This is a genomic window from Clostridium sp. AF02-29, from assembly GCF_934835585.1.
Classification (GTDB): Bacteria; Bacillota; Clostridia; order Lachnospirales; family Lachnospiraceae; genus Otoolea; species Otoolea fessa.
The window spans coordinates 62,374-83,673 of record NZ_CAKVZK010000004.1 but is presented as its reverse complement, the minus strand read 5'-3'; the positions used below and the strand labels follow the sequence as shown (position 1 = coordinate 83,673).

Here is a 21,300-nt window from a genome sequence, read left to right as displayed (position 1 = left end):
CCTTTTTTCATAGACCTCGCGTCCCGCTGCGTAGCGCACCGGCGCGTTTTAAAAGTTCCGGCAGTTCGCTGTCCGGACCCGCTAGGATCGCGATCGCCTCTTCGCGGGTCAGAACTGGATCAGCGGCGGTAGTGCTGGATTCGGTAGAAGGACATTCGGTGGAAGAGGTCTGGGTAGAAGTAGCTGTACTCATAGAAAAATCTCCTTTGTGAATTATGTAATCAATGTATATAAATTTTTAAAGTTATGCAGCATATGGTATGCCAGCAGTAAACAGAAGTAACTAAATTCCATCATTTTCCAATCAAAAATTTTTTGTAGGATTCAAAAAAAACAGGAATCCGTTCGGAATAAACCTATTAAAGATGTATGAAAATAGGAATCATTAAAACCGATTTTATCATTTTTACCGGCTAGTGTCAACTTATAAAATTGTGAAAGTTTACAATCAAAACTGGACAATATATTGATTTTTTGCTATGATAAGCAAGTTAGAAAAAACTAACTTGCAGGGAACGTGAAAACGAAGTAAACTAGGTGCATAGGTGTGAAAGCTAGGCAGCCTGATTGGATAGAGTGGAGAAACAATGCAGTATTTGTGGATAAATCCGGTTTCTGCCGGGATGTGTGAGGAAGATTCGCTGAAGCGTTTTTTAGAACGGCATGGTCTGACGCGGGTCGAGTGCCGGGGCGATTGGGGACGGATCGTCCGGGAAAGATATGAAGCTAGTCTGCGGGCGGGCGTGACGCTTGCGGATGCGCGCTGTCCGGAGGCGGTTCGGCTGCTTGAAGAGATACAGAAGGAGCCGGAAAACGAATCTGGAATTGAAAACCTGAAAGTTGCCCCGATCGAGCCGATTTTACTTCACTGTGCGCGGGAATTAAGCACGCGTCCGGATCTGGCGGATGGGGAGAAGATCATCACGACGCCATGCCAGAGTCTTGCGGTGCTTGGAAATTCGCTGGGACTTGAGAATACGCGGTTTATCGCATGGAATCGTCTGGCGGGCGGTGAGGTGCGCGTCCGGGCGATCGAAGACAGCCCGATTCCGCCGGGGTATTTTGCGGGAATCTGCCGGAAAGATGGACAGGCGGCGAAGGTAGAGAGTGTCAGCAGTCCGGAGAAAATCCGGGCATATGTGGAGAGCGGAAGCTGGAAGCAGGCGGATCTGCTGGAACTTTTGTATTGTAAGGATGGATGCCATCACGGGGATGGCGTGCAGACAGAGTGAGAGAAATCTGCGGTTCATGGAAAACGCTTGAGGAAGCGGAAAATGCATGAATTGCGGCAAAAGAATGGGAAGAATGAAAGAAACGAAGAAATTCAAGGATAATTGGCAGAAATACTTCGGTCCGGCGCTGGGAATCGGAGCGGTATTTCTGATCTGGTATTTGGTCTGCCGCATGGAGGTTGTCAGTGCGTATGTGCTACCGTCCCCGGCGCGGGTGTGGACGAGCTTTTTAAAAATGGTGAAAACCGGGGAACTGTGGCGGGATATTTCAATCAGTTTCCTGCGTGTCATGAAGGGATTTGCGATTGCGTTCCTGTTTGCCTTTGTGCTGGGAATGTTTAGGGCGCTGTTTCCGGGCAGCAGCGTTTACTATGAGTATATTGTGCAGTTTTTCCGCAATGTCCCGCCGCTCAGCATGATTCCGCTGCTGATTCTCTGGTGCGGAATCGGAGAGACGACGAAGACGGTGATTATTGTGCTGGCGTCCTTTTTCCCGATGTACTTAAATATCGTGAAGGGATTTACCGGGTGCGATTCGAAACTTCTGGAAGTGGGCGATATGTTCGGCTATTCGAAGCGCCGCAAATTTTTCCGCATCATTCTGCCCTATGCGATGGCAGATATTCTGGTCGGAATGCGGATCGGGCTTGGCTATAGCTGGCGCGCCATTATCGGTGCGGAGATGGTGGCGGCGTCCACCGGGCTTGGACATATGATTTTATTTGCACAGCAGATGTCGCGGACCGACAAGGTGATCGTGGGGATTCTGGCGATCGGGGCAGTCGGATATGTGACGGACCGCCTGTTTGGATGGATGATAGGATTTGTGCTGAAAGGATCCGGGGAAAATGGCTGGAATTGAACTGATTGATATTCATAAAACATACCGGGTGGATAACCGGGAGATTCCCGTTTTAAACGGGATCAACCTGTCGCTTCCGGCGGGGAGAATCACCGTGATTCTGGGGCAGAGCGGATGCGGGAAAACGACGCTTCTGCGGCTGACCGGAGGACTGGAGACGGCGGACAGCGGAGAGATCCGCTGGGAGAGCGCCCACAAGACGGCATTTGTCTTTCAGGAACCGCGCCTCATGCCGTGGTTGACCGTCTGGGAAAATGTGGTGTTCGGGCTTTCAAAAAAGGAGACAGATCCGGGGAAAATAGAGGCGGTTATCCGCACGGTCGGATTATCTGGATTTGAAAAAGCATATCCGGCACAGCTCTCCGGCGGAATGCAGCAGCGGGCGGCGATCGCGCGGGCGCTGGCGTATGAGCCGACCTTTATCATGATGGATGAGCCGTTTGCCGCGCTTGACTATTTTACAAGGGAACAGATGCAGAAAGAGCTTCTGCGCGTCCAGCAGGAGCGCAGTGCGAGCATTCTGTTTGTGACGCATAGCATCGATGAGGCACTGATTCTGGGAAGCCAGATTGCGGTCATTGAAAAGGGCATGGTCAAGGCGCTCTATGAGGTCAAGGCGCCGCAGGAAGAGAGGAATCTTTTGGAGGATGAGATGATAACCCTGAAAAGGGATATTATAAATAATTTACATTTTATTTAGAGGAGGAACGATTATGATGAAACGATGGATGGCAATGGGAATGGCACTCTGCCTTACCGCAGCTTCCCTGGCAGGCTGCTCCGGTACAAAAGATGCGGCTGAGAGCACGCAGGCAGAGGCAGAAACCAGCGCAGAGGAGGCGGCAGCCGAGGAGGAGACAGCGAAAGAATCTGATCTGGATAAGCTGACCTTTACGTATGTAACTTCTCCGCTCAATGTGCCGACGATCATCGAGAAAAATCAGGGTATTTTTGAAAAAACATTTGGCGATATGGGGATTGAGGTTGATTATGCGGAGCTGACCTCCGGGGCAGATCAGACACAGGCGCTGGCTTCCGGCGATGTGCAGGTTTTGTATGCGGTTGGCGGTACTTCGGTGATTCTGTCTGCAGCAAATGGAGCGGATATCAAGGTATTAAATATGTACAGCCGTTCTCCGAAGGCATTCTGTATGTATTCTAAGGATGAGTCCCTGACGACGCCGGAAAGTCTGAGAGGAAAGACAATCGCAGGACCGACCGGAACCAACCTGCATGAGCTTCTCGTTTCCTATCTGGCAACGGCTGGCATGACGATCGACGACGTCAACTATGTCAATATGTCGATCCCGGATGCAAAAGCAGGTCTGGACGGCGGCAGTGTAGACGTGGCTCTGGTTGCTGGCGCAACTGCTTACAATGCAGGGCAGCAGGGTTACCACCTGGTAGCCGACGGCGAAGGTCTGATTAAGGCGATCATTGCAGTGGCAGTGACACAGAAATTCTATGACGAGCACCCGGAGATCATCGAGAAGCTGGAAGAAGCACAGACCGAGATTGCTGATTTCATGGAAGAAAAACCGGATGAGACGATGCAGATCGTAGCCGATGAGCTGGATCTGGACACCGATGCAGTCAAAAGCATGTACGATCTCTATGATTTCTCTACCGAGATCACAGATGATGACAAAGAAGGCTTCCAGAAGACCGCTGATTTCATGTATGAATCCGGCATGATCGACGAGGCATTTGATGTAAAACAGTTATTTATTGAAAAATAATCAGTGAACATTTGAGAGGATAAACGATTGAAAAGCAGCTCCCGGAGTGTGGATTCCGAGGGCTGCTTTTACGATTGCATATGCAATTATGAAAATACGGAATGTTTACGCTAATACCTTTTTAATCGCTTCTAACAGCTCATCATACGTCTCATAAGCCGGAATCTGCGGATATTCTGCCTTGATCTCCTCCGTCGTGCGGAAGAGGAAGCCCGCCTTGCTTGCCTCAATCATGGCGAGGTCGTTGTGGCTGTCGCCGCTGGCGATCGTCTCGAAGCCGCAGGACTGGAGTGCTTTGACGGTTGTATATTTGGATTTCTCACAGCGCATCTTAAAATCGGTAATCTCACCATTTTCGCTGACAACCAGAGAGTTGCAGAAGATGGTCGGATAGCCAAGTTTCTTCATCAGAGGTCCGGCAAACTGGGAGAAGGTATCGCTGATGATGATTACCTGAGTGATTTCTTTTAATTTATCTAAAAACTCCCTTGCGCCCGGAAGCGGATCAATTTTAGAGATCGTTTCCTGAATTTCCTTGAGTCCCAGTCCGTGCTCGCGCAGGATGTTTAAACGGTAATTCATCAGTTTGTTATAATCCGGCTCATCGCGGGTGGTGCGTTTTAACTCCGGGATTCCGGTTTCTTCAGCAAATGCGATCCAGATTTCCGGCACTAATACACCTTCTAGATCTAAACATACAATATCCATGTCTCCTCCTGTCTGATACAACGCCTGTCAGCGTTGTGCTCGGTTGAAAAATTTGCTTCCTATTATAGACGAAATGCAGGGGAAATACCAGAGAAATTTGAGAAAAGATGAAAGAATAGAAAAAAGTGCGTTACTGGGCACGTATGCGTGAACAGTAACAAAAGTGCCAATTATTCGCGGTGAGAAAGATTCAGAAGTGAAGAGTTGGCATCATATAGTGGCAGAGTGGTTATCAATAGAATTAAAAAATACCAAAAAAGGGAGTCTCTTTTCGTGAGCAAGAGACTCCCTTTTTGGCACCTATAGTCGGGTTATAATTGATTTTGATGAAATCATTAGCAATGCGCCGGTTTATTCATTTCAGATCTTTTATCGTTTTCTGTCTTCGAAGCAGTCGATTTCGAAAACAGTACTTTACCGGAATGAACCACAATAATGACACCCAGAACCATCAGCAGAACCGCGATGATAAGCTGCAGTCCTTCTACCATAAAGACAGCGGTTCCGGCATTGTAAGCCTTTACCAGTGCGATGCAGCGCTCAACGAGTGCGGTGAAGGTAACGCACAGCATAACAACCAGCGGAACCAGCAGCGTGCGGTTTTCGCGGCCGGTGACGCGTAAGAAGACGCACAGGGTGATGAGAACCAGAGCGCTTAACAGCTGGTTGGCGCTGCCAAACAGCGGCCAGATGTTGGAGTAGCCAATCTGGGTTAAAATGTAGCCGCATACCAAGGTGATAACAGTTGCAAAATATTTGTTGCAGAGAAGTTTTCTCCATCCTTCGGCGTGTTCCATGTCATCGACACTGAACAGCTCCTGGAAGGACATACGTCCGATACGTGCAACGGAATCCAGGCTTGTCAGGGCAAGTGCGGAGACGCACATCGTCATAAAGCACTGGGCAGCGTAAACCGGGATGCCGAACATCTCCAGGAATCCGGCAACACCGGAGGAGAAGATAGCAAACGGAGTACCGGTTGCAGGCGTGCCATCAGCGGAAGCGGCAGCACCGGCAACGCACAGAGCTAGGACAGCCAGTAAACTTTCCAAAAGCATAGCGCCGAAGCCAACTTTCGGCATATCCTTTTCATTGGTGATTGCCTTGGAGGAAGTACCCGAGGAAACCAGGCTGTGGAAACCGGATACGGCGCCGCAGGCAACGGTTACAAACAAAATCGGGAACAGGTCACCGGATTTCTCATTGTGGAAACCAGTGTAAGGCGCCAGGTTCATTGCCGGATGTGCGACAAGCAGTCCAACGACGGCACCGATAATCATACCGGCAAACATAAAGGTTGTCATCAGGTCACGCGGTTCCATCAAAAGCCACATCGGAAGAACGGCTGCGAGGAAAATGTAAGCGAATACCATGTAGGACCAGTTCGCCTTGGTGGTAATGAGCGGGCAGTTCATGCCGATGACGAAAGCAGCTACCGTGCAGACAAGTCCGAGCAAGGTCTGTTTCCAGCCATGGAACTGAGCCTTTTTCTGAATCAGTCCAAATACAACGGCAAAGGCAATGAACAGAAGGGAAATGCTTCCGGCTGCGCCGTTGACAGTTGCGGCGGCGGATAAGCTGGTCACGCCGTCTACCGTCTCATATGCATTGAATGTACCGGCAACCATGTCGGCAAAAGCGGCGGTTACAATTAAAGTAAAGAGCCAGCAGAACAGAAGGAACAGTTTTTTACCGGTTTTGCCGATGTACTGTTCAATCAGAAGTCCCATCGATTTGCCTTCATTTTTAACGCTGGCGTACAGGGCACCAAAATCGGTAACAGCGCCGAAGAAGATGCCGCCGAGGATGATCCAGAGAAAGACCGGAACCCATCCAAAGACAGCCGCCTGAATAGCACCGGTGACAGGACCGGCACCGGCGATGGATGAAAACTGGTGGGCAAATACAACCCAGCCATCGGTCGGAACATAGTCCTGACCATCTTCTTTTGTGACAGCCGGTGTTTTGGCGTTTGGATCAATGCCCCATTTATGGGCGAGCCATCTGCCGTAGAGCAGATAACCAGCCGCCAGACAACAGGCTGCGATAACTACGATAACTAATGTGTTCATAAAGATACCTCCATTCCCATAGGTCAAATGGTTTTTAGTGTCCCGGCAGTTTGCCGGAGTTTCGGGAGCGGGGAAACAAAAAAGCCTCCGTCCTCCTGAAACTTTTAAAAGTTCAAGAAGACGGAGGCATAAGCATCCGCGGTACCACTTCTTTTACCGGCTGTAAAGCCGATCTCTCAGCCATATCCATCATTCTGAATATGTTCCTCTTTAACGGTAGGAATCCGGACCGGACTACTGGTATCCTGCATGCGTTTGTCCGATCAGCTCACAGGGGATAATTTCCATCGGCGTTACTGTCTTTCATCGCCCGGCAGCTCTCTGAAAACGTGGAGAATTGGAAATCGTGTCCTGCTCAATGCTTTTTACAAGTACGAATTATAGACTTTTTTAAAGGAAAGTCAATCGAAAAAATAGCCGGAAGTTTGTGACAGAAATTTTACAAATCCGTCATTTTGACAAAAAAATCACAACCAAGAAATTTAACAACTGCTTATCTAGAAGTCTGCGTTACTGTTTACGCATACGTGCCCAGTAACAAGTCGGAAGCATTCCTGTGTTAAAACTTCGAAAAAACTGGACACACCCTTATTTTGCTGTATAATAGGTAATTGTCGGTCCTTTTTAGGGCTGGCAATTACTTTTTATTTAAATTGGGAAGAAAAAGGGAGAGTTTGAGGTATGGAAAAAATACGTCCAATGTTGTTTACAACATTGAAGAAGTATTCCGGCGCACAGCTGATGTCAGATGTGGTAGCGGGTATCATCGTAGCGATCATCGCGCTGCCGCTTTCGATCGCGCTGGCGCTGGCTTCGGGGGTAGGTCCGGAACAGGGTATCTACACGGCGATTGCAGCCGGATTTGTGATTTCATTTTTAGGGGGCAGCCAGGTACAGATTGCAGGTCCAACGGCGGCATTTGCAACGATCGTGGCAGGTATCGTGGCGAAGAGCGGCGTGGAAGGGCTGGCAGTTGCGACGATCATGGCAGGTATCATCCTGGTTATCATGGGATTCTGCCATTTTGGTTCACTGATTAAGTTTATTCCGTTTACAATCACGACCGGCTTTACTTCCGGTATCGCGGTGACGATCGTTATCGGTCAGTTGAAGGATTTCTTTGGCGTAACCTATCCGGCAGGCATGGAGACGATCGAGACGATGCAGAAGCTGAAAGCGTTCGCAGCTGGATTCGGAAGTGTCAACCTGCACGCGATCATCGTCGGCGTGGTGTGTCTGGCGATTCTGATTGTGATGCCGATGATCACGGAAAAAATTCCGGGATCGCTGGTAGCGGTTATTGCAGGTATTTTAATGGTAAAATTCCTGCCGCTGCATGTGAATACGATCGGCGACCTTTACACGGTCAGCAACAAGCTTCCGGCGTTCCGTCTGCCGGTGTTTAGCTACGATGTGATTCAGGGTTCCCTGTCGGATGCGTTTACGATTGCAGTTCTGGCGGCGATTGAGTCTCTGCTTTCCTGCGTGGTAGCGGACGGCATGATCGGCGGAAAACACCGTTCCAACACGGAGCTGGTGGCACAGGGCGCGGGTAATATTATTTCCGCCCTGTTTGGCGGTATTCCGGCGACGGGCGCGATCGCGCGTACCGCAGCCAATGTCAAAAATGGCGGCCGTACCCCGGTTGCAGGCATGGTTCATGCGGTTGTCCTGCTTCTGATTCTGGTAGTTCTGATGCCGTGTGCAAGCTGGATCCCGATGCCGACCATCGCGGCAATCCTGTTTATGGTTGCCTACAATATGTGTCAGTGGAGAACCTTCGTCCGTCTGACCAAGACGGCTCCGAAGAGTGATATTGCGGTTCTGGTGCTGACCTTCTTCTTAACCGTTATCTTCGATCTGGTTGTAGCGATCGAGATCGGTATGCTGTTATCCTGCCTGCTGTTTATGAAGCGGATGAGCGATGAGACGGGCGTCAGAAGCTGGCTCTATGTCGAAGAAGTAGAGGAGCAGAAGCGCAAAGAGCAGGAAGTAAGAAAAGCGAAAAAAGCCGGAAAAGAGCTTTCAGTGGAAGAGGCACAGCTCTTAGCGGCAGCTGCAGAAGATGAAGAAGCAGCCATGAAAGAACAGGCACGTCTGCGGGAGATCCCGAGAGAACTGGCTGTTTATGAGATTACAGGACCACTGTTCTTCGGTGCAGCAGACCGCATCAACCAGATTGAAACCCGCGAGGAGACGAAATGCCTGGTTCTTCGTATGCGTGCTGTTCCGGCAGTTGACAGTACAGCGATGAATTCGATGGTTGCCCTCTATGAGCGCTGCCAGAAGAACGGCGTCACATTGATTTTGTCCCATGTCAACGAGCAGCCGATGCACGTGATGGAGAAGGCAGGATTTGTGGATATGATCGGACGCGATCATTTCTGCCCGAATATCGAGGCAGCACTTGACCATGCGGACGAGGTGCTGAGAAAATAAAGCGGAATGGTGGATTCAGAGCGGCGGGAGAGGACAGAGATGGACATCTATCGGAGAATGGAAGAAGTATTTAGGCGCATTCCGGACGGCTGCGTGACGACTTACGGTCAGATCGCGCTCCTGTGCGGTGCACCGCGCCATTCCCGTCAGGTGGGATATGCGCTCCGCACCAACCGTCTGGGCGATGTCCCGGCATTCAGGGTGATTAATTCCAAGGGCTTTCTAAGCGGCGCAGCGGCGTTCGACTATCCGGGACAGCAGAAAAAACTGCTGGAACAGGATGGAATACGGGTGGACTCCACCGAGGACGGTGACCGCGTCGATTTAAAACAATATGGATGGAAACCTTCGATGGACGAGGCAGAAGAATTGTATGCGTTGTTTCGGAAGTTGGGGATCTGAGTGGGAATCAAGGAAAATGCATCTGAATGGGATGTTGGTAAGCGAAAGAAGTGAAATGAGATGGATAAGATGGCAGACGATAGGGGCTGCATCTTATCCATTTTTAATAGACATTTCTGACCGTTTATTATTAAATTGCCTCCGCGATCTGCCGTGCCACATAGACACCGCTGGCAGATGCATGGGAAAGGGAATGGGTAATACCGCTGCCGTCACCGATGACGTAGAGTCCATCATGACAGGTCATCAGGTTGTGATCCACTTCCACCTCCATGTTGTAGAATTTTACCTCCACTCCATAGAGAAGAGTGTCATCATTCGCCGTACCCGGTGCCACCTTATCCAGGGCATAAATCATCTCGATAATACCGTCCAGAATCCGTTTTGGGAGAACCAGGCTCAGATCACCGGCAGCCGCATTGAGGGTTGGAACCGTAAAAGATTCATTGATTCGCTGCTGCGTGCTTCTTTTTCCGCGGATCAGGTCTCCAAAACGCTGCACAATTACACCACCGCCCAGCATGTTGCTGAGTTTTGCAATACTCTCTCCATATTCATTGGAATTCTTGAAGGGCTCTGAAAAATGTTTCGCTACCAGAAGGGCAAAGTTCGTGTTATGGGTCTGCTTTGCAGGATCCTCGTAGCTGTGACCATTTACCGTTACGATGCCGTTGGTATTCTCATTTACCACAGCTCCCTTGGGATTCATACAGAAGGTGCGCACGTAATCCTCGTATTTTTCCGTACGATACACGATCTTGCTCTCATAGAGTTCATCTGTAAGATCCGAAAAGATCTCAGCCGGCAGTTCAACCCGGACCCCCAGGTCGACACGGTTGGAATTCGTATGGATATCCAGGTCCTTGCATACCTTCTGCATCCACTTACTGCCGCTTCGGCCGGCGGAAATGATACATTTCGTACCCTCAAAGGTTGTATCATCGCTGTAAACCTTGTAACCCTTCTCCGTTTTCTCCACGGTTTCGATGGCACAGTCAAAATAGAAATCCACCTTATTCTTCAGATGATCATAGAGGTGCTCCAGAACAATATAATTAATATCCGTACCCAGATGGCGGACCGAAGCATCCAGAAGATGCAGGCCGTGCTGCATACAGGTTTTCTTGAATTTTGTTCCCGCAGTGGAATACAGCTTCGTGCCCTCCCCGCCAAAACGGAGGTTGATTCCATCCACATATTCCATCAGTTCAATGGCTGTCTTTTTTCCGATATACTCATAGAGAGTGCCGCCGAAATCATTGGTAATGTTGTATTTTCCATCAGAAAATGCACCGGCTCCGCCGAATCCACTCATGATGGAGCAGCATTTGCAGTGAATACAGGACTTGATTTTATCACCATCAATGGGACATTTACGGTGCTCCAGCGGATGTCCTACCTCAAAAACAGCGATCTTTAAATCCGGTTTACGTTCCATCAGCTCATAGGCAGAAAAGATACCGCCGGGACCGGCGCCGATAATTAACACATCATACATATTGAAATTCTCCTTGTGTTCCTAAAATTTGATTCCCTCTTTCTGTATTATAGCATAAATTTCGAAAAAAGAGGCAGCACGTCATGCGCTGCCCCGAAACAGTATCCCCTATGTCGTCATGGCATCTTCCGTTATTATATCATCACCTCAGAATAAAGATTCTTTTACGGCATTGGTGGTGTTGAACAGCCGGAACGTAAAACGGTAAAATCAGGGGCTAATCGATAATGGAACTGTGATGAAAACACGGCTCACAAATCTTAAAAGGATATCCAACCGGCAGCATCCGTCCGCAGCGCTGGCAGCGGGCGATATAGCTTTTTTTGCCCTTGGACAAATACTGCATGATCGTGCCTTCAGTGCGGCTGCGTTCCTGTTCGAGCCAGTCCTCGTCGATGATCTTGTCAAAACGGTGGGAGAACTGGTAGTAGAGGTCGAGCTTGCGGTAATATGTTTCGTATTTCTGCAGCCCCAGCTTGGAGCCGGCGCCTTTGTCCGGGTGTTTCAGGCGTTTGTCCGCCGGGTAATCCTTGCAGTAGCGCAGCCATTGCAGGACAACCTGATGATCCTTGATATCGATCGGACAGCTGATCATGCGGTAGAGAATCCGTTTGTCATCGAATCCGTAGATATCGTCTCTGTAGCGTTCTGCCTGCGCATAAAGGCTTAAAATCTCATCGACGCTGACCTTTTCAAACGGAGGCGTCGGCTCAACGGATTTCCAGACTTTGATGATAACGTCCAGCGGCTCGTCCAGATCGAGGAGAATCTGTGGGAAACCGAGGCTGACTTTTTTGATTGGTTCTTCCTCCTGAGTAAGCTGTTCCCGGATATAATCGAGGGATTCCTGCCCCATCGCGTTGACGTAGCCGGTGTCAAAGAGTCCGAAGCGTCCGGCGCGCCCGGCGATCTGCTTGACCTCCGGTACGGTCAGACCGCGCCGGGTGGTACCGTCAAATTTCTGGGTCTGGACAAATACGATACGCCGGACAGGCAGGTTGAGTCCCATGCCGATCGCGTCGGTGGCGACGACCACCTTGGTTTTGCCGCTGGTAAAAAGCTGCATCTGGCGGCGGCGGATCTCCGGCGGCAGGCTTCCGTATATAACACTTGCCTTGATACCTTCTTCTTCCAGACGGCCCGCCACATCCAGCACAGATTTTTTGGAAAATACGACGAGTGCATCGCCGGGAAGAACACTTTCCGGGAAGGAAAATGGCGTGTCCTCACAGATGAGCGCAGTTTTGCGCTGATACCGGCATATGGCAAGGCTGTCGCCGCACAGATGGATCAAGTGTGTGACAGCAGATTCAGCGGCGGGACTCATGCAGACATGGATTTCGTGAGCTTTCAGTCCCAGAATCGCCTTCGTCCAGCAATGCCCGCGGTCTGGATCGGCGGTCAGCTGTGCCTCATCAATCACGGCAATATCGTATTCCTCGGAGAAATCTGCCATCTCGATCGTCGAAGCTGTGATCCGGCTGTCATCGTCGGCGATACACTCCTGACCGGTCAGCATGGTGCTGGGAACGCCGTAGTCGTGCATTTTTTCATATACCTCAAGCGCCAGAAGGCGCAGCGGACCGAGGTAAGTGCCCTTTTTCGCTGTTTTTAAGCGTTCCAGCGCGTGAAATGTTTTGCCGCTGTTGGTCGGTCCGATGTGGAGAATGAAACGGCGGTTCATCGCCATAGTCTCCGGAAATTCCAGCTCTGGGCGGGATGGGACGAGATCCATAATTTTATACTGGATGACGTAGCGCTTATAGATCTGGTAAAGCTCCAGAAGTGTCTGCGTGCAGAGCTGACCATCCAATTCTGTTTCCAGATAATTCAGAAAATCCACGGAAATATCATCGCGCTGGGCGGGCAGAAACATTGCCTCATCCAGGCGGATGAGCTGTGGCAGCAGGCTGGTTTCAATGAGCTTTGTGACAGCATCGTTGTGCGAACGGTACGCAAAATAAGCCAGATTTTTGATCTGGCGGTGCCATTCCTCCAGCGAGAGGCTGGTGACCTGTGTCGGTTTGGTGCGTTTCAGAGTTTTAAACAGCCGGTTGGTCCGCTCGCTCAGATCGCGGGGGCGGGAACTGGTCTTTCTTTTTTTCTTGCTTGCCGCCTGATACTGGCGGATATATGTCTGAAGAAGCTGGTTTGGCTCGATCATTTGAAAGTCTCCTCTTTATGTAAATATCCTGTCCAATAAATCTTCTGGTTTAAAGCTTCATTTGATATAGGAATGTTTCTATTATCGCAGAAGTTGCATGGATGTGCAAGAACGGGAAATCAGATTGCAGAAAAATATAAAAATATTTGATATAATAAGAACACTTAGTTAAAACAGAAAGGTCAACATCTATATGGCATCAAACTATAAAACGGGCGCCAGCCTGAATTTAACTCCCTTCGAAATGCAGCTTCTAAGCCGCAGCCCCCTGTTTCGAGGCGCGGGCGAATCTGGAATCGGGGAGATGCTGTCCTGTCTGGGGGCGGAGGAACGCAGTTATGAAAAAGAAGAAATGATTTATCGCGCGGGGAATACGGTCACATCTCTGGGTGTGGTGATGCACGGAAGTGTGATGATTGTCAACGATGATCTGTGGGGCAACCGCAGCATTCTAGACCGGGTAGAACCGGGACAGATTTTTGCGGAGACATATGCGTGCGTGCCGGGGGAAAAGCTGCTGGTCGATGTGTTTGCAGCGGAGGTGACGGAAGTGCTGTTTTTAAATGTTGGAAAAATGCTGTCGCAGTGTCCCAATTCTTGCGGACATCACACGCAGCTTATCCGCAACCTGCTTGCAATCTCGGCGCAGAAAAACTTGCAGCTGTCCCGCCGGATCTTCAATACATCGTCGAAATCCATCCGGGGACGGCTTCTGTCGTACCTCTCCGATCAGGCGGTAAAAAATGAGAGCGAGAGATTTGATATCCCATTCAATCGCCAGCAGCTCGCCGACTATCTGGGTGTGGACCGGTCGGCGCTGTCGGCAGAGCTGGGGAAAATGCAGCGGGAAGGGCTTCTGGAATTTAGAAAAAATCACTTTCATTTATATGAAGAGGTTAGAAGCTTGTAGATTACAAACAAAAATACCCTGTCAGGAGCATTAAAATCCGACCGACAGGGTATTTTTAGTGAAAATCCCTATGGGTGTAACAAGATCGGCTGTTCATTCCCTATACTTTCCTGCACCGGCTGTTTCAGCATATCCAGAAATGTCTGTGCCGCCGGCGTCAGCGGGCGCATCGGGTTTTGCAAGACGAGGATCTGGCGCTTCGGGATAGGGATATTTAGGTGAAGCTGGAACACGCGGTAGTTGAGCAGGTAGTTCCGGGCAAATTCCGAGGGAACAAAGCCGATTCCCAGATTGTGGGAGACGGTCGGGGCGATCAGGTCGTTGGAAGAAACTTCGATGCTCGGGCGCAGATCCAGCCCCTGTTCCTCAAAGAGATTGTCCCAAAAAAGCCGCGTCGTTGTGCCGGACTCCATGCTGACAAGTGGGTGCATACAAAGCTCTTCGAGAGAGAGTGTGCGGTTTTGCAGCTCGGAAAAACGGTTTCCGGCGATGACGATGTCCTGGAACTCGGCAACCGGCATCACGTGAACCAGATCCAGATCCTTCATGATCTCGTGGATCGGAGAAATGATGACGGCAAAGTCATTTTCCCCGGCCTTTAAGGAAGAAGCGGTGATCGGCGCAGAGTTGGAATGAATCTGCACGGTCACATTCGGAAAACGCTGCTGGAATTGTTCAATATAAGGAAGCAGAAAGAAGCGCATTGTCAGCTCGCTCGCACCGATCGAAACCTTGCCGCTCTGACTGTTCGTGTATTCTTTTAAAAGCTCTTCCGCTCGTCCCATCTGCTGGCAGGGACGGTTGATCTGGCGGAACAGGATCCGCCCTTCATCGGTCAGGGTCACGCCTTTTTGGGAGCGGTTGAAAAGTTTGCACTGAAGCATATCTTCTAAATTATGAATGTATTTTGTTACGGTTGGCTGCGTGAGGCAGAGATTCAAAGCCGCCTGGGTAATATTCTGGCATCGAGCCACCTCATAGAAAACCTTGTAGTAGTCGAAACTGATATCCATGTATGTAGTTGAAATCCTTTCTGTATGCCGGACTGTTTCTGCCTGATTGAAACAGTGTTTATCTGATTTTATATCTGTACGTGTATTTACCAAATATAGTCACACTTTATCGTATTTTTCCAGAAATGTCCAGCCACAATAACGATTACCAATAACTATCACCATTCATTTTATCTATGGATATAGGAAAAAAATATAATTTTACCATTTGTATTTCTGGGAGTAAGATCGGGAACAGACGGGAAGAATGTGGAGACACAGGAGAAAACGTTACTGGGCACGTATGCGTGAACAGTAACTAGAACACGTGGCGGCATCGGGAAATGAAAAAAATAGCCGAGGCAGCCGCGGGAGAACAACCCGGAGAGAGGAAGTGACAGTATGGGAGATCTGGGTGCGACCCTGATCAAAGAATTGAACTGTGAGACAGCCTTTACAATTGGCGGGATCGGCATATCAGAATCCGTTGTGGTTACATGGATCATGATGGCAGTGGTGCTCGTGGTTTCACTGATTGTGACGCACGGTCTGAAAGTTGAACATCCCGGACGCGGACAGCTCCTTCTGGAGAACGCTGTTACGTGGCTGCAGGGCATTGGCGAGGGAATCCTCGGAGAGGAAGGAAAAGGCTATGCGCCGTATCTGACATCCGTGCTGATGTACCTGGGCGTGGCGAACCTGCTTGGTATACTGGGGTTCAAGCCGCCAACCAAGGATTTGAACGTCACGGCAGCACTGGCGCTGATGAGTATTGTGCTGATTGAGACAGCAGGGATTCGGGTCAAAGGTTTAAAAGGATGGTTAAAGAGCTTTACAGAGCCGATCGCCATCGTGACACCGATCAATATCATGGAGGTATTTATCAAACCGTTGTCGCTGTGTATGCGACTGTTCGGAAACGTGCTGGGCGCGTTCGTCATCATGAAATTGATTGAATACATCCTTCCGGTAGGGCTTCCGGTATTGTTCAGCGCTTACTTTGATATCTTTGACGGTCTGATTCAGGCGTATGTATTTGTCTTTCTGACAGGGCTTTTTATCAAGGAATCAATCGAGTAATAGAAGAGAAATAGAAAATTACAAAAAGGAGACTTTATTATGGGTACAATCATTGCAATTGGAGCAGGTCTGGCAGTTCTTGCAGGCGCAGGAGCCGGAATTGGTATCGGAATCGCCACATCTAAGGCGACTGAGGCAGTCGCAAGACAGCCGGAGGCAGAGGGAAAAATCACAAAGATTCTATTGTTAGGTGCGGCACTTGCCGAGGCAACTGCTATTTATGGTTTCGTTATTGCCCTTTTGATTATTATTCTTTTAAGCTGATACGATAGAAAACGAAAGGTGGGGCAAGGCTATGTTACGGTTGGACATCAACCTGGTTTTTACGATCATCAACCTTTTAATCTGGTATGCAATTATCCGTATTTTCCTCTTTAAGCCGATCAACAAAGTGATCGATAAACGGAGTGCAGCCATTCAGGAAAAGTATGATGAGGCAAAAAAGATGCAGGAAGAAGCGCAGGCGGAGAAAGAGAAATACGCAGCCTGCCAGGATGAAATAGAAGTAGAGAAAAACAAGGTGCTGGATGCGGCGCGTGCGAGTGCACGTGAGGAAGGACGCCAGCTGATTGAAAACGCCCAGAAAGAGGCAGATAAAGTCATCCGTAAGGCGGGCGAGGATGCACGCCGGGAGAAGGATAAGATGCTCGAACAGGCGAAGCATGAAATTTTGTCGCTGGTTCTGGACGCGGCGGCTGGTTCGATGAACAAGAAGTCGGATGACAGCGCTCTTTATGATGAGTTTTTGAAGAAAGCGGGTACGACGGAGAATGAAGAAACTTGATGTCTATTTACAAGAAATAAAGAGGCAGAAGATTTCTGTCGATGATCTGCAGCATGCGGCTGAGATACTGGCTGCGACACCGCAGCTTCCGGCAGAGCTTGAAAATCCGGATTTGACCCGTGAGAAGCGGGAAGATCTGGTTCGTAGCCTGTTTCCGCTGGCAGTCCGGGGAATCATCGAGGTGCTGGCACAGGATCAGACAATGAAAATGATGCCGGATCTGATTAAGGAAGCGGAGGCGTTTGAAAAGCCGGATAAATATCTGCGCTGTGTGCTGGAATATGTCAAAGAGCCGGATGAAAAACAGGCAGCCGGAATCCGGAAATTTCTCTCGGAGAAATATCCGGGACGGGAACTCCGGATTGTGAAGGAAGAAAAGCCGGAGCTTGGAAGTGGTTTTATCCTCCGGGTCGGAAGTGAGGAATATGACTGGAGCACGGAGGGAAGAAAACGGGCGCTGGCAGATAAATTAAAGAATCTGGCAAAAGAGCCGGATTCGGGTGATTTCCTTACACAGAAGGGAATCATCGGGATTCTGAAAGGAAATCTGGATGGAATCGACATTTCGGTCCGTGAGATCGGAACGGTCAGCCGGGTGGGCGACGGCATCGCCTATGTGGATGGAATCGACCATGCGATGTACGGTGAGATTGTGGCGTTTGACGGCGATGTGAGAGGCATGGTACAGGATATCCGGTCGAAGGAGATCGGCTGCATCCTATTTGGACATGCGAACACCATCGGAGAAGGAAGCCGCGCGATGCGGACCGGCAAGATGGCAGGTATCCCGGTTGGCGAGGGATTCTTAGGGCGTGTTGTAGATGCGCTGGGCAATCCGATCGACAATAAAGGGGAGATTGAGGCAGCCGGATACCGTCCGGTGGAGTCACCGGCGCCGGGTATTATCGAGCGTCAGTCAGTTGATACCCCGATGGAGACAGGTATCCTTTCGATCGATTCGATGTTCCCGATCGGACGCGGACAGCGTGAGCTGATCATCGGCGACCGCCAGACCGGTAAGACCTCGATAGCGGTGGATACGATGCTGAACCAAAAGGGAAAAGACGTGATCTGCATCTATGTGGCGATCGGTCAGAAGGCTTCAACGGTATCGAGACTGGTTCATACACTGGAAAAACACGGGGCGATGGAGTACAGCATCGTGCTGGCAGCGACGGCGAGTGATCCGGCGTCCTTACAGTATATCGCGCCGTATGCAGGAACGGCGCTGGCAGAATATTTCATGCATCAGGGAAAAGATGTTCTGATTGTCTATGACGATTTATCGAAACACGCGGTTGCGTACCGTGCACTGTCTCTTCTGATGGAACGTTCCCCGGGACGTGAGGCCTATCCGGGCGATGTATTCTATCTGCATTCCCGTCTGCTGGAGCGCTCGGCGCGGCTTTCGGATGAGCTGGGCGGTGGTTCAATCACAGCGCTGCCGATTGTCGAGACACAGGCGGGCGATGTGTCGGCGTATATCCCGACCAACGTTATTTCCATCACAGATGGACAGATTTTCCTGGAAAGTTCGCTGTTCTTCGAGGGCATGCGCCCGGCGGTCAATGTAGGGCTTTCGGTATCGCGTGTCGGCGGCGCAGCGCAGACCAAGGCGATGAAGAAGGCAGCCGGAAGCGTACGTATCGACCTGGCACAGTACCGCGAGATGGAAGTATTTACACAGTTTAGCTCCGATCTGGATCCGGCGACTAAGGCACAGCTTACCTACGGCAGCGGTCTGATGGAACTGTTAAAACAGCCGCTTGAGCATCCGCTCTCGATGGAAGAACAGGTTGTGATTCTGTATGCGGCGACGAGCCATCTGCTGGTAGATATTCCGAAGGAAAAGCTGAAGACATTCCAGGGCGGCCTTTACGAATATATGAGAAGCTCCTACCCGCAGGTGGGCGATGCACTCCGCACGACGAAGACACTCAGCGAGGATATCCAGCGCGAGATTGCGAAGGCGGTGGGCGAGTACAAGGCAAAATTCCTGAAAGCACAGGGAAATGCGCCGGAGGCAGCCACAGCGGATGCAAAACTGGATAAGCAGTAAGGCGGTGATGGAAGATGGCAGGACTCAGAGAGATCCAGAACCGGATCCGGAGTATTCAGGATACGCGCAAGATCACGAACGCGATGTACCTGATATCTTCGACGAAATTAAAGAAAGCCAGAAAAGAACTGGCAGAGACGGAGCCGTATTTCTATGCATTGCAAAATGTCATCCGGCGTATCCAGAGGCATCTGCCGAACATGGAAAGTCCCTATTTTGAAAAAGAAGGGCACCAGTCGAAGAAAACGGGGCTGCTGGTTATTTCCGGCGATAAAGGGCTGGCGGGTGCTTATAACCATAACATCATGAAGATGGCGGATACATTTTTAAAGGATCCTTCCCGCGAGGTACATCTGTTTGTCATCGGTGAGACGGGGCGGCAGTTTTTTGCCTCCCAGCACATCCCGATTGAAGAAAATTTCCAGTATACGGCGCAGGATCCGACGTTTAACCGGGCAAGGTGGATTGCTGGAATCCTTCTGGAACGATATTTGTCGGGTGATTTGGATGAGATCCATGTCCTGTATACAAGAATGGAAAATGTGATGCAGAGTGTGGCGAAGGATAAAAGGGTGCTTCCGATTACCAAGCCGGATATGCACGGGATGGCGATTCCGGTCGATGTGCGGCTGGAGGAGTTTTCCCTCCGGCCAACGCCGGAGGAAGCGATGAATGCGATCGTTCCGAACTATGTAGCCGGATTTATCTACGGCGCGCTGGTTGAGTCGTTCTGCAGCGAACAGAATGCCCGTATGATGGCGATGGATGCGGCGACGGATAATGCGGATGCACTTTTAAAAGATTTGAATACGATGTACAACCGGGCGCGGCAGGCGGCGATCACACAGGAGATCACCGAAGTATGCGGCGGCGCGGCTGCACAGAGACGAGAACGAGAAGAGGAGATGAGAGTGTGATGGGAGAACAGGCGGCAAAGACAAAAAAGACCGAAACCAGCCTGCCGGAAGGCAAGATTGTCCAGGTTTCCGGTCCGGTTGTCGATGTGAAATTTGAGAGCGGTCCCCTTCCGGAGATCCGGGACGCGCTCACAGTAGAAAATCAGGGAAAGACGTGTGTGATGGAAGCTGCCAAGCACATGGGAAATAATATCGTCCGCTGCATCATGCTGTCGGCAAGCGAGGGCTTGAGCCGTGACATGAAGGTAACACCGACGGGAGAAGGTATTTCCGTTCCGGTTGGCGAAAAGACGCTTGGACGTTTGTTTAATGTTTTAGGTGAGACGGTAGATGGAGGACAAAAGCTGGATGGTGAGGAGCACTGGTGTATTCACCGGGATCCGCCGCCATTTGAGGATCAGAGCCCGGTCGCGGAGATTCTGGAGACGGGCATCAAGGTGATTGATCTTCTGGCGCCGTATTCCAAGGGCGGAAAAGTCGGTCTGTTTGGCGGCGCGGGCGTCGGAAAAACAGTCCTGATTCAGGAGCTGATCCGGAATATTGCGATGGAGCAGGGCGGTTATTCTATCTTTACGGGTGTCGGTGAGCGTTCCCGTGAGGGCAATGACCTCTGGAGTGAGATGAAGGCATCCGGTGTTCTGGAAAAGACAGCGCTCGTGTTTGGACAGATGAACGAGCCGCCGGGAGCTCGTATGAGAGTTGCAGAGACCGGGCTTACGATGGCAGAATATTTCCGTGACAAAATGCACCGGAATGTGTTACTATTTATCGATAATATTTTCCGTTATGTACAGGCAGGTTCGGAGGTTTCAGCGCTGCTTGGGCGTATGCCGTCGGCGGTTGGTTATCAGCCAACGTTAGCGAATGAGATGGGCGAGCTGCAGGAGCGGATTGCCTCGACGAAAGATGGTTCGGTCACTTCAATCCAGGCAGTCTATGTACCGGCGGATGATTTAACCGATCCGGCACCGGCGACTACCTTTACCCATCTGGATGCGACTACGGTTCTTTCCAGAAAGATCGTAGAACAGGGTATCTACCCGGCGGTCGATCCGCTGGAATCCTCGTCCCGTATTCTGGAACCGGATGTGGTCGGAGAAGAACACTATGAGACGGCCAGACGGGTGCAGGAGATTTTGCAGAAATACAAGGAATTGCAGGATATCATTGCAATTCTGGGTATGGACGAGTTGTCTGAGGAAGATAAGCTGACCGTCGGCCGCGCAAGAAAGATACAGCGTTTCTTATCCCAGCCGTTCCACGTGGCGGAGAACTTTACCGGTGTACCGGGCAAGTATGTGCCGTTAAAGGATACCGTCAAGGGCTTTAAGGCAATTCTGGATGGTGAGATGGATGCGTACCCGGAGGCAGCATTCTTCAATGTCGGAACGATCGAGGATGTAGTGGCAAAGGCGAAGGCGTTAGAGAAACAGGAGGCGTAG

General features: G+C 50.3%; 19 protein-coding genes and 1 other annotated feature. Of the genes, 13 read left to right on the top strand and 6 right to left on the bottom strand.

Features of this window, described 5'->3' with window-relative positions; translation table 11 throughout:
* Positions 1–7 precede the first annotated feature (7 nt).
* The gene (locus PUQ60_RS02205; RefSeq protein WP_273379341.1) at positions 8–193 is read right to left on the bottom strand and encodes a hypothetical protein; all 186 of its coding nucleotides are present in this window, start codon (positions 191–193) and stop codon (positions 8–10) included.
* A gap of 394 nt (positions 194–587) precedes the next feature.
* Between PUQ60_RS02205 and PUQ60_RS02200 the strand changes: the two genes are divergently transcribed.
* The 4 genes from PUQ60_RS02200 (at position 588) to PUQ60_RS02185 (ending at position 3,833) form a co-directional block, all read left to right on the top strand.
* Positions 588–1,232: a hypothetical protein gene (locus tag PUQ60_RS02200; RefSeq protein WP_118293482.1), complete on the top strand. Its 645-nt coding sequence runs from the start codon at positions 588–590 to the stop codon at positions 1,230–1,232.
* Between the two features lie 73 nt (positions 1,233–1,305).
* Entirely contained in the window at positions 1,306–2,094 is a 789-nt protein-coding gene (locus PUQ60_RS02195) for an ABC transporter permease (RefSeq protein WP_273418829.1), read from the top strand.
* Positions 2,081–2,794, top strand: coding sequence for an ABC transporter ATP-binding protein (locus tag PUQ60_RS02190; protein WP_117796190.1), 714 nt, complete (start codon positions 2,081–2,083; stop codon positions 2,792–2,794). The genes PUQ60_RS02195 and PUQ60_RS02190 overlap by 14 nt, the downstream gene beginning before the upstream one ends.
* Before the next feature lie 13 nt (positions 2,795–2,807).
* A complete protein-coding gene (locus tag PUQ60_RS02185; RefSeq protein WP_337626151.1) occupies positions 2,808–3,833 on the top strand; it encodes an NrtA/SsuA/CpmA family ABC transporter substrate-binding protein in 1,026 nt (341 codons plus the stop codon).
* Positions 3,834–3,938: 105 nt separating this feature from the next.
* Here the strand turns inward: PUQ60_RS02185 and thrH are convergent, their stop codons facing one another.
* The gene (gene thrH, locus PUQ60_RS02180; RefSeq protein WP_022359071.1) at positions 3,939–4,541 is read right to left on the bottom strand and encodes a bifunctional phosphoserine phosphatase/homoserine phosphotransferase ThrH; all 603 of its coding nucleotides are present in this window, start codon (positions 4,539–4,541) and stop codon (positions 3,939–3,941) included.
* A gap of 335 nt (positions 4,542–4,876) precedes the next feature.
* Positions 4,877–6,613, bottom strand: coding sequence for a carbon starvation CstA family protein (locus PUQ60_RS02175; protein ID WP_117796188.1), 1,737 nt, complete (start codon positions 6,611–6,613; stop codon positions 4,877–4,879).
* A gap of 113 nt (positions 6,614–6,726) precedes the next feature.
* Positions 6,727–6,981, bottom strand: a binding site (T-box leader).
* Between the two features lie 313 nt (positions 6,982–7,294).
* On the opposite strand from PUQ60_RS02175, the gene PUQ60_RS02170 reads away from it, so the two are divergent.
* Both PUQ60_RS02170 and PUQ60_RS02165 read left to right on the top strand, forming a co-directional pair.
* Complete coding sequence (locus PUQ60_RS02170) at positions 7,295–9,052, top strand: SulP family inorganic anion transporter (protein WP_273379334.1); 1,758 nt, start codon at positions 7,295–7,297, stop codon at positions 9,050–9,052.
* A 39-nt stretch (positions 9,053–9,091) separates the two neighbouring features.
* Positions 9,092–9,454, top strand: a complete 363-nt coding sequence (locus tag PUQ60_RS02165) for an MGMT family protein (RefSeq protein ID WP_273379333.1) — start codon at positions 9,092–9,094, stop codon at positions 9,452–9,454.
* Positions 9,455–9,584: 130 nt separating this feature from the next.
* Here the strand turns inward: PUQ60_RS02165 and PUQ60_RS02160 are convergent, their stop codons facing one another.
* Together PUQ60_RS02160 and PUQ60_RS02155 are read right to left on the bottom strand one after the other, a co-directional pair.
* Complete coding sequence (locus PUQ60_RS02160) at positions 9,585–10,952, bottom strand: NAD(P)/FAD-dependent oxidoreductase (protein ID WP_022359067.1); 1,368 nt, start codon at positions 10,950–10,952, stop codon at positions 9,585–9,587.
* Between the two features lie 217 nt (positions 10,953–11,169).
* Entirely contained in the window at positions 11,170–13,116 is a 1,947-nt protein-coding gene (locus PUQ60_RS02155; protein ID WP_273379330.1) for a DEAD/DEAH box helicase, read from the bottom strand.
* Positions 13,117–13,360: 244 nt separating this feature from the next.
* Here PUQ60_RS02155 and PUQ60_RS02150 point away from each other — a divergent pair, with 244 nt between their 5' ends.
* A complete protein-coding gene (locus PUQ60_RS02150) occupies positions 13,361–14,026 on the top strand; it encodes a Crp/Fnr family transcriptional regulator (protein WP_181357208.1) in 666 nt (221 codons plus the stop codon).
* Positions 14,027–14,094: 68 nt separating this feature from the next.
* Here PUQ60_RS02150 and PUQ60_RS02145 read toward each other — a convergent pair whose 3' ends face one another.
* The gene (locus tag PUQ60_RS02145; RefSeq protein WP_273379327.1) at positions 14,095–15,039 is read right to left on the bottom strand and encodes a LysR family transcriptional regulator; all 945 of its coding nucleotides are present in this window, start codon (positions 15,037–15,039) and stop codon (positions 14,095–14,097) included.
* A 381-nt stretch (positions 15,040–15,420) separates the two neighbouring features.
* Here PUQ60_RS02145 and PUQ60_RS02140 point away from each other — a divergent pair, with 381 nt between their 5' ends.
* From PUQ60_RS02140 to atpD, 6 genes are read left to right on the top strand one after another with little or no spacing between them, the layout of a single operon-like run.
* Positions 15,421–16,098 (top strand): F0F1 ATP synthase subunit A, encoded by a 678-nt coding sequence (locus tag PUQ60_RS02140; protein ID WP_107000520.1) that lies wholly within the window; start codon positions 15,421–15,423, stop codon positions 16,096–16,098.
* 39 nt (positions 16,099–16,137) lie between these two features.
* Positions 16,138–16,362: an ATP synthase F0 subunit C gene (gene atpE / locus PUQ60_RS02135; protein ID WP_022359062.1), complete on the top strand. Its 225-nt coding sequence runs from the start codon at positions 16,138–16,140 to the stop codon at positions 16,360–16,362.
* 31 nt (positions 16,363–16,393) lie between these two features.
* The gene (locus PUQ60_RS02130) at positions 16,394–16,882 is read left to right on the top strand and encodes an ATP synthase F0 subunit B (protein WP_273379323.1); all 489 of its coding nucleotides are present in this window, start codon (positions 16,394–16,396) and stop codon (positions 16,880–16,882) included.
* Positions 16,869–18,941: a F0F1 ATP synthase subunit alpha gene (gene atpA / locus PUQ60_RS02125; RefSeq protein ID WP_022359060.1), complete on the top strand. Its 2,073-nt coding sequence runs from the start codon at positions 16,869–16,871 to the stop codon at positions 18,939–18,941. Before PUQ60_RS02130 ends, atpA begins: the two co-directional genes overlap by 14 nt.
* Positions 18,942–18,955: 14 nt before the next feature.
* Positions 18,956–19,858: an ATP synthase F1 subunit gamma gene (gene atpG, locus PUQ60_RS02120; RefSeq protein WP_118522633.1), complete on the top strand. Its 903-nt coding sequence runs from the start codon at positions 18,956–18,958 to the stop codon at positions 19,856–19,858.
* 41 nt (positions 19,859–19,899) lie between these two features.
* Complete coding sequence (gene atpD, locus PUQ60_RS02115) at positions 19,900–21,300, top strand: F0F1 ATP synthase subunit beta (protein ID WP_117796308.1); 1,401 nt, start codon at positions 19,900–19,902, stop codon at positions 21,298–21,300.